We start from the raw sequence: 8,242 nt of genomic DNA, 5'->3' as shown, positions 1-8,242 counted from the left end.
ATGTAGTCCACGCCGAGGGACTGCAGGACCTGCGCCTCCACGAAGTGGCCGATCCGGGCCTTGGCCATGACCGGCACGGACACGGCGGCGATGATCTTGTCGATCATGTCGGGATCGGACATGCGGGACACGCCGCCCTGGGCGCGGATATCGGCCGGAACGCGTTCCAGCGCCATCACGGCCACGGCACCGGCGTCTTCGGCGATGCGGGCCTGCTCGGCGTTGACGACGTCCATGATGACGCCGCCCTTGAGCATCTCAGCCATGCCGCGCTTGACACGGTTGCTGCCCAAGGCCCGGGGAATTGGCTGATTCACTGGATACTCTTTCGTTGCTGGGGTGGTTACGGGCGCCGGGGTGACACGGCTACCGCCGGACTTCTGGGTGGGTCCGTAGCTATTTGAGTACCACGGTCCGGTTGCCCTGGAGGAAGACGCGTCCCTCGCAGTGCCAGCGGACGGCGTTTGAGAGTGCTTTGCGCTCGGTGTCCCGTCCGGCGGCGACGAGGTCCTCGGCGGTGTAGGTGTGGTCCACTTCCACCACCTGCTGGGAGATGATCGGGCCCTCATCGAGCTCCGCGTTGACGTAGTGGGCGGTGGCGCCGACGGTTTTCACGCCGCGGGCGTGTGCCTGGTGGTAGGGCTTGGCGCCCTTGAAGCTGGGCAGGAAGGAGTGGTGGATGTTGATGGCGCGGCCATCGAGGCGGCGGGTGAGATCGTCGCTGAGGACCTGCATGTATCGGGCCAACACCACCAGTTCGACGTCGAGCCGGTCGACGAGTTCCATTAGGCTCTCCTCGGCCGCCGGCTTGGTGGCTGCCGTGACGGGCACATGGAAGAAGGGGATGCCGTGCCATTCCACGGTCCCTCGGTGATCCGGATGGTTCGAGACGACGCCGACAATATCGATGGGCAGCTCGCCGATGCGGGCGCGGAACAACAGGTCGTTGAGGCAGTGCTCGAACTTGGACACCATGATCAGGACCCGGCATTTCGTCCCCGCGGCCCGCAGGTGCCACTGCATGCCAAACCTTTCGGCCATGGGCCCGAAAGCCTCCCGGAGCGAATCGAGGGTGGCCGGCCCGCCGGGGGAGTCCCCGGACGAGGCAAAGTGGAGCCGCATGAAGAAATGGCCGTCGTCCTGTGAGTCGAACTGTTTGCTTTCCAGGATGTCGCAGCCCTGTTCGAGCAGGAATCCGGACACGGCGTGCACGATTCCCCGGGTCTCCGGGCAGTCGAGGGTCAGGACGTATTCAGCGGCGGTGCTATTCAAGGTATCCACGGGTCAGCACTCGATCACGTTCACGGCCAGGCCTCCGCGGGAGGTTTCCTTGTACTTGGTCTTCATGTCCGCTCCTGTCTCACGCATGGTCTTGATCGCTTTGTCCAGCGATACTTTGTGGCTGCCGTACCCGTGCAGGCACAGGCGGGCAGCGTTGATGGCCTTCACACAGGCGATGGTGCGGCGTCAATCCGTGTCATGCGAGGGCTTCCTGCACGGCGCCTATGACTTCGGGTGACTCGGGCGCCATCGTCGAGGCAAAGCGCGCTACAACCCCACCGTCGCGGTTCACTAGAAACTTCTCGAAATTCCACTGCACCCGCTCTGGAAGATCGGGATTTCTGAACTTGGTTAGTTCCGCGTAGAGCGGGTGCTGATCCTCGCCATGGACGTCTGCCTTGGCAGTCATCGGGAACGTCACACCGAAGTTGCGTTCGCAGAACTCGGCGATCTCGGCGTCGGCCCCCGGCTCCTGCCCGGAAAACTGGTTGCACGGGACCCCCAGCACCGCGAAACCCTGCTCCCGGAACTTGTTGTGCAGCGCCTCTAGTCCTGCATACTGCGGCGTGTGTCCGCAATGGGACGCGACGTTCACCACCAGTACCACCTCCCCCTTGAAGCGGCCGAAGTCAGCGTCCGTTCCGTCGATAAGGGTAAGGGGAATAGAGTGCAGAGCGGTCATGAGGCATCCTCGCAAAGTTGTTGATCCGAAGCGGCATCCCGGAAACGGCGACACCGCTCGCTTGGCACCACCGCACGTGGAACTCCATGTTGCCCTGCACGCCGCACGCCTGCGCCTTGCCGCGGCGGGATCCCGACTGGATGGCCGTCATGGCTCAGCATTCGATGACGTTCACGGCGAGGCCCCCGCGGGAGGTTTCCTTGTACTTGGTTTTCATGTCCGCTCCTGTTTCACGCATGGTCTTGATTGCTTTGTCCAGCGAGACTTTGTGGCTGCCGTCGCCGTGGAGGCACAGGCGGGCGGCGTTGATGGCTTTGACACTGGCAATGGCATTGCGTTCGATGCAGGGGATCTGCACCAGCCCGCCCACGGGGTCGCAGGTCAGCCCGAGGTTGTGTTCGATCCCGACTTCGGCGGCGTTTTCCACCTGTTCCGGGGTCCCGCCCAGGACTTCGCACAGCCCGGCAGCTGCCATGGAGCAGGCCGAGCCGACTTCGCCCTGGCAGCCGACCTCCGCCCCTGAGATGGAGGCATTGATCTTGAACAGGATTCCGACGGCGGCGGCCGTGAGCAGGAACCGGATGACGCCGTCGTCGTTGGCTCCGGGGACGAACTTGACGTAGTAGTGCAGGACGGCCGGGACGATACCGGCGGCGCCGTTGGTGGGGGCGGTGACGATCCGTCCGCCTGCCGCGTTTTCCTCGTTGACGGCGAGGGCGAACAGGTTGACCCATTCCATGGCGAGCAGCGGGTCGGCGGGTACCTGGACCGGGGAAGGGTTCCTGGCATCCGCCTCGGCGCTGACGGCGGATGCTGCCAGCGTCCGGAAAAGGGAGGGGGCGCGGCGTTTGACGTTCAGTCCGCCGGGAAGGATTCCCTCGGCGGTGCAGCCGTTCTCGACGCATTGGCGCATGACCGCCCACAGGGCCAGGAGCTTGTCCCGGAGTTCGGATTCGCTGCGCCAGACGAGTTCGTTGGCGAGCATAACGTCGGAGATGGACATGCCCTCCCGCTTACAGATGTCCAGGAGTTCGTCGGCCGTGGTGAAGGGGTAGGGCAGCACGGTGTCGTCCGCCACCACCGGGTCAGCGCCCTGTGCGGTGCCGTCCACAACAAAGCCGCCGCCGATCGAGTAGTAGCTGCGCTCCTTCAGCACCGCCCCGGCGTGGTCGAGTGCCCGGAAGGTCATGCCGTTGGGGTGGGCCGGCAGCGATTTGCGGCGGTGCAGCACCACGTCCTCATCCCAGTTGAAGTCCACCCGGTGGTCCCCGCCGATCCGGAGTTCGGCATCGAGGGCAGCGGCCGCGACCTGGTCATCTGCGGTGCCGGTGTCCACGGTTTCGGGGTCCTGGCCCTGCAGGCCCAGGACGACGGCCTTGTCGGAGCCGTGGCCCCGGCCGGTGGCGCCGAGGGAGCCGAACAGTTCGGCCTGCACCCTGGTGGTGGAGCTCAGCTGTCCGTCGCGTTTGAGTCCGTCGGCGAAGCGTTTGGCTGCGCGCATCGGGCCGACCGTGTGGGAGGAGGAGGGCCCGATGCCAACGGAGAACAGGTCCAGGACGCTGAGCGCCATCAGGGGACCTCGGGGGACGCGTATTCGCGCATGGCGTCGAGGAGCCAGCGGCCGAGGAATTCCGCAAAAGATGCCCGCGGGAAGATCCGGTAGCTGTCCTCCCCGGTCTTCTGCAGCACCACTGGGATGTTGCCGACCTCGGTGGTCAGCGCCGTTCCAGGAGTGAAGCTGCGGGGATGCAGGTCAAGGGCGCAGCCCTTTTCCAGGACTGCCCGGGCGCGCGGACCGGAGAGTTCGAACGTGGTGCGGTTGGCGGAGAGGTCCACCACCTGGCCGGGGGCGTCGCCCAGTGCTTCCACGAGGGAGCCGATGAGGTTGCCGCCCAAGGAGTCGTGGGCATTTTCCGGCGCCACCACCAGGAATTCGGACGGTCCGAGCCAGAGGACGCTGATGCTGTCCGTGCCGGTCGCCTCGCCGCAGCGTGCCGGCAGTCCGCCGGTCAGGGCTGCGATCCGTGATCCTCCCTCGGAGCGGGGGTCCACGCGGACTCCGGCCATGGTCTGGAACGGGCCTTCGTTGAGGACAACCTTGCCCGGGACGGAACCGGCCGCCAGCGCTTCGGTCAGGTGGGAGGCGGGGCTGCGGCGGATGTCCCGGAGTCCATTGATGCCGGTGAGTGCTGCGGTGTTAGCCATCTTTGCGGGCTCCTTCGGGGTCAAAAAGTACGGTTTCGGCGACGACGACATCAACCAGCTGGTCGCCGACGGCGGCCACGAGGGTCTCGCCGATGCGGTTGCGGCCGTTCTTGATCAGTGCCAGCCCAAAGGAACGGCCCAGGGCGGCGCTGTGGTAGCTCGAGGTCACGAAGCCCTGCATGGGGACGGGTCCGTCGGCGGGGCTGGTGGTGATCCCCTTTTCCACGAGCTGGGTGCCTTCGGGCAGCCGGAGTGTGCCGTCCACGGGAAGCACGCTGACCAGGTGTTTGCGGTCCTCGCGCCGGGCGTCTTTGCGGGAGTACGAGCGCTTGCCGATGAACTCTTTGGCCTTGGAGACGACCCATTCCATTCCGGCGTCCTGGGGTGTGACGGTGCCGTCGGTGTCCTGGCCGACGATCGGGTAGCCCTTTTCAGCGCGGAGCACGTGCATGGTTTCGGTGCCGTACGGTGTGATGTTGAATTCGGCCCCGGCGGCGGCGACGGCTTCCCAGGTGTTCAGCCCGTACCAGGACGGGATGTTGATCTCGTAGGCAAGTTCGCCGGAGAAGGAGATCCGGCAAATCCGGGCCTGCACGCCGGAGGCGAGAGTGGTTTCGCGGAATGTCATGAACGGGAAAGCCTCGGCATCGAGGCCGCCGTCGGCTGCCAGCTCCGGAGCCATTTTGGCGATGACGGCCCGTGATTTCGGTCCGACGACGGCGATCGTGGACCACTGCTCCGTGACGGAAGTGCAGTGCACGTCCAGTTCCGGCCATTCGGTCTGCAGCCATTCCTCCAGCCAGTCCAGCACCTTGGCCGCGCCGCCGGTGGTGGTGGTCATGAAGAACCGGTCGTCGTCGAGCCGCAGGGTCACGCCGTCGTCGAAAATCATGCCGTCCGGGGTGCACATAACGCCGTAGCGGGCGGAACCCGGGGCGAGCTTCTTGAACGCGTTGGTGTAGATCCGGTTGAGGAACTCACCGGCGTCCTTGCCGCGGATCTCGATCTTGCCCAGGGTGGTGGCGTCCATGAAGCCCACAGAGTCGCGGACGGCGGCGCATTCTCGCAGCACCGCGGTGTCCATGTCCTCCCCGTCCTGCGGGTAGTACCAGGGGCGCTTCCACTGGCCGACGTCTTCGAACAGGGCGCCGTGGGCGACGTGCCAGGGGTGGATGGAGGTGAGTCGTGCGGGGTCGAACAGTTCGCCGCGCTGGCGTCCGGCGAGTGCCGCGAACGCCACCGGGGTAAACGGTGCCCGGTAGGTGGTGGTGCCGATGTCGCCGATCCCGCGCGATGCTTCCCCGACCTGGCGGAGCGCGGCGGCGATGACGCCGATCGCGTTCACCCCGGAGGTCTTGCCCTGGTCGTTGGCGGTGCTGATCGAGGTGTAGCGCTTGATGTGTTCCACGGACCGCATGCCCGCTCCGGTGGAGCGCAGCACGTCGGCCACGGACTGGTCGCGCTGGAAGTCCACGAAGTGGTGGTGCCAGTCATCCGGGGTGCCGGTCTGGCCGGGAACGAGCCACAGCTGCCGGGTCGGGGCGGAGGCCTTCGGCTCGCCAAGTGCGGAAGGTTCGACGGCGGACGCGAAGCCTGCGGCGATGGCAGCCGCGGCCCCGGCGGAGATGCCCTCGGTCAGGCAGTCTTCGAGTTCGAAGCTGCCGCGGCCGGAGCCGATGCTCTGCTGGTTGGGGACGACGCTACTGGGGACGAACGCGGCCAGGTCATCGTCCCAGCGCAGCTTGCCCTGGCGCTGGGAGTGCAGGTGGACCAGCGGGCTCCAGCCACCGGAGACGGCCAGCAGGTCGCAGGCGATCTCTTCGACGCCGGAGGTGAGCTCGCCGTCGTCGTTGATGCTGCGGACGGTGACGGCGTTAAGCCGGCCGTCGCCGGATTGCGAGGCCGTGGTGTTGGCCACGGCGCTGCCGATCAGCACCCGGATGCCGGATTCGGCGGCGGCCGCGGCAACCGCGGTCAGCTGCGGGCGGGCGTCAACAACGGCCTCAAGCTTGACGCCCGCGGCCTGCAGGTCCGCAGCCAGGGCGTAGGCGCCGTCATTGGTGGTGCTGATGACCACGCGCGAACCGGCGGCCACGGCGTAGCGGTTGAGGTAGCTGCGGACCGCGGAGGCGAGCATGATGCCGGGCCGGTCGTTGTTTTCGAAGACCAGCGGGCGTTCGTGCGCGCCCGGGGCCAGGATGACCTGGGCGGCGCGGATGTGCCAGATCCGCTGCCGGGACACGCCCTGCGCGGCAGGGCTGGACAGGTGGTCGGTGCGGTTCTGGACGGCGATGACGTAGTTGGCGTCGTAGGCGCCGAAGGCGGACGTGCGGTTCAGGACCGTGCACTCGGCCGCGGAGATCAGTTCGGCTTCGACGTCTCCGACCCATTCCAGGGCAGGCTTGCCTTCGATGGTCTGAGCCAGCTCAGGTGCGGTGGAGCCGGAAAGGAGTGATCCTCCCAGTTCGGGCTGGTCATCCATCAGGATCACGCGGGCGCCGGTGCGTGCGGCCTCGCGGGCCGCGGCCAGGCCGGCGGGGCCGCCACCGACCACGAGGACGTCGGTGTGGACGTACTTCTTGTCGTACTCGGCGCGGTCCTCGTCCGGATCCAGCTTGCCCAGGCCGTTGAGGAGTTCTGCCTTCAGGCCGTCCACCAGGGTGACGGTGGTTGCGGGGAGCATGGACTCGGCAACGTCGCCGGGGAAGCGCGCAGCAATTTTGACCATGGCGTTGGATTCCTCCACGCCGGCGGACATGATGCCACGGGCCCGGTCCTCGTAGAGCGAGTTGCCAGCGGCGATCCGGCCGTTGGCCAGCAGGGCGGAGGCGAGAGTGTCGCCGGGGTGGCCAGTGAATTCCTCGCCGTCCACGGTGAAACGCCAGGAGACGGTGCGGTCGATGCGTCCGCCGGCGGCGAGGCGGGCGTTCTGGGAAGTCACTTGGTTGCTCCCTTCGGGGCGGTGGTGCTGGCGGGTGTTGCGGCCGGGGCGATGCTGGTAGTCGAGATGCTGGGCGCGGAGTCTCCGGTGGTGGTGCTGTCAGCAGCGGCGCTGGCAGTGCCGGATTCGGCGGCGGCCGGGACCGTCACATCAGGCCGGGGCGTGCCCATCGGGTAGATGGCCTGGATGTCGTAGGTGAGCGTGTCGCGGAGCATGTTGAACCACTGGCGGCAGCCGGTGCTGTGCAGCCAGCGTTCCGCGAAAATGCCTTTGGTGTTTTCGCGGTAGAACAGGAACTCGGCCCATTCGCGGTCGTTCAGTTCGTTCGGGTTTTCCGGGTAGGGCACGTGGGCCTGGCCGCCGTAGTGGAACTCGGTCTCGTCGCGGGAGCCGCAGTTGGGGCATGAGATAAGCAGCATGTGCGTATTCCTTCTAGGGGACGTCGGCTAGTGGGCGACGGCGGCGGCGCCGTGTTCATCGATCAGGGCGCCGGTCTCGAAACGCTCGAGGGCAAAGGGCTGGTTGAGTTTGTGCGGGGTGCCGGTGGCGATCGTGTGCGCGAACGTCAGCCCGGCCGCCGGGGTGCCCTTGAATCCGCCGGTTCCCCAGCCGCAGTTGACGAACATGTTCTCCACCGGGGTGGTGCCCACGATCGGGGAGGCGTCCAGGGTGGTGTCCACGATTCCGCCCCACGTCCGGAGCACGTGGGCCCTGGCGAAGATCGGGAAGAGTTCGACGGCGGCGGCCATCTGGTGCTCGATCACGTGGAATGATCCGCGCTGGCCGTAGCCGTTGTACGAGTCCACGCCGGCGCCCATGACCAGTTCGCCCTTGTGGGCCTGGGAGACATAGACGTGGACGTGGTTGGACATGACCACGGTGGGGTGGACGGGCTCGTGGAGCTCGGATACCAGTGCCTGGWGGGGGTGGGACTGGATGGGGAGCCGGAACCCGGCCATTTCCGCCAGCACCGAGCTGTGCCCTGCCGCGCACAGGCCGACTTTTTCGGTGTTGATGGTGCCGCGGTTGGTCTTGACGCCCACCACGCGGTTGCCGTCCTTGACGAAGCCGGTGACTTCGCAGTTCTGGATGATGTCCACGCCCAGCTCGTCGCACTTGCGGGCGAACGCCCA

7 protein-coding genes and 2 pseudogenes are annotated in these 8,242 nt (G+C 66.7%); all 9 read right to left on the bottom strand.

From position 1 onward, the window contains the following. Positions 1-266 (bottom strand): annotated as a pseudogene (locus AC1DR1_RS22605) (pyridoxal 5'-phosphate synthase lyase subunit PdxS); the annotation flags it as partial. 130 nt (positions 267-396) lie between these two features. Beyond that, entirely contained in the window at positions 397-1,281 is an 885-nt protein-coding gene (gene purU, locus AC1DR1_RS22600; RefSeq protein ID WP_476993393.1) for a formyltetrahydrofolate deformylase, read from the bottom strand. Between the two features lie 3 nt (positions 1,282-1,284). Next, positions 1,285-1,467 (bottom strand): annotated as a pseudogene (locus AC1DR1_RS22595) (L-serine ammonia-lyase, iron-sulfur-dependent, subunit alpha); the annotation flags it as partial. Positions 1,468-1,477: 10 nt separating this feature from the next. Continuing rightward, positions 1,478-1,963, bottom strand: a complete 486-nt coding sequence (locus AC1DR1_RS22590; protein ID WP_476993392.1) for a glutathione peroxidase — start codon at positions 1,961-1,963, stop codon at positions 1,478-1,480. A gap of 154 nt (positions 1,964-2,117) precedes the next feature. Continuing rightward, on the bottom strand, positions 2,118-3,533 hold the full coding sequence (locus AC1DR1_RS22585; protein WP_476993391.1) for an L-serine ammonia-lyase: 1,416 nt from the start codon (positions 3,531-3,533) through the stop codon (positions 2,118-2,120). Next, positions 3,533-4,168, bottom strand: a complete 636-nt coding sequence (locus AC1DR1_RS22580; protein ID WP_476993390.1) for a sarcosine oxidase subunit gamma — start codon at positions 4,166-4,168, stop codon at positions 3,533-3,535. The genes AC1DR1_RS22585 and AC1DR1_RS22580 overlap by 1 nt, the downstream gene beginning before the upstream one ends. After that, positions 4,161-7,109 carry a sarcosine oxidase subunit alpha family protein gene (locus AC1DR1_RS22575; RefSeq protein ID WP_476993389.1) on the bottom strand — a complete coding sequence of 983 codons (2,949 nt, stop codon included), beginning with the start codon at positions 7,107-7,109 and terminating at the stop codon, positions 4,161-4,163. Before AC1DR1_RS22575 ends, AC1DR1_RS22580 begins: the two co-directional genes overlap by 8 nt. Next, the gene (locus AC1DR1_RS22570; protein WP_476993388.1) at positions 7,106-7,528 is read right to left on the bottom strand and encodes a sarcosine oxidase subunit delta; all 423 of its coding nucleotides are present in this window, start codon (positions 7,526-7,528) and stop codon (positions 7,106-7,108) included. The genes AC1DR1_RS22575 and AC1DR1_RS22570 overlap by 4 nt, the downstream gene beginning before the upstream one ends. Positions 7,529-7,555: 27 nt before the next feature. Further along, a partial coding sequence (locus tag AC1DR1_RS22565) for an FAD-dependent oxidoreductase (protein WP_476993387.1) occupies positions 7,556-8,242 on the bottom strand: 687 nt, incomplete at its 5' end.

The organism is Arthrobacter sp. P4_F10, assembly GCF_056401435.1.
The sequence above is the reverse complement of the archived record's forward strand: the minus strand, read 5'-3'. Positions and strand labels throughout refer to the sequence as shown.